The following is a 647-nucleotide window of genomic DNA, read 5'->3' as shown; positions in this document are numbered from 1 at the left end:
GCGCCACCGCGTTCTGGAGCTGCCGCACGTTGCCGGCCAGGGCGCGGCGGTGAGGGCCTGGAGGGCCTGGGGCGTGAAGCCCTCCAGCTCCGGCCGGTTCGCGGCGGCGAGGAAGTGCATGGCGAGCAGCGCGATGTCCTCGCGCCGCTCGCGCAGGGCGGGCATCCGCACCGTCACGCCGCCCAGCCGGTAGTAGAGGTCCTCGCGGAAGCGGCCTTGCGCCACCTCCTCCGCGAGGTCCCGGTGCGTGGCCGCGACCACGCGCACGTCCACCGTCACCGGCGTGGTGGTGCCCACGCGGCGGATCTCCTTCTCCTGGAGCGCGCGGTTGAGCTTCACCTGCACGGGCAGGGGCAGGTCCCCCACCTCGTCCAGGAAGAGCGTGCCGCCGTGGGCCTCCTCGAAGAGGCCGGCCTTCGCGCCCGTCGCGCCGGTGAAGGCGCCGCGGGCGTGGCCGAAGAGCTCGCTCTCCACCAGCTCCGCCGGCAGCGCGCCGCAGTTCACCGCGACGAAGGGCCTGTCGCGGCGAGGGCTCTCGCGGTGCAGCGCGCGGGCGGCCAGCTCCTTGCCGGTGCCCGTCTCGCCGGTGAGCACCACGGTGAGGTCGCGCGACGCCACCTGCGCGAGCAGGGCGTGCGTCTTCTGAG

General features: G+C 75.1%; 1 pseudogene. It reads right to left on the bottom strand.

What is annotated here, in order from left to right:
- Window positions 1–647, bottom strand: a pseudogene (locus ACLEQD_RS44900) (sigma-54 interaction domain-containing protein); the annotation flags it as partial.

It is taken from the genome of Corallococcus sp. 4LFB, from assembly GCF_046520365.1.
GTDB lineage: Bacteria > Myxococcota > Myxococcia > Myxococcales > Myxococcaceae > Corallococcus > Corallococcus caeni.
Note: the sequence above shows the minus strand (reverse complement) of the source record. Positions and strands in the feature narration are given on the sequence as shown.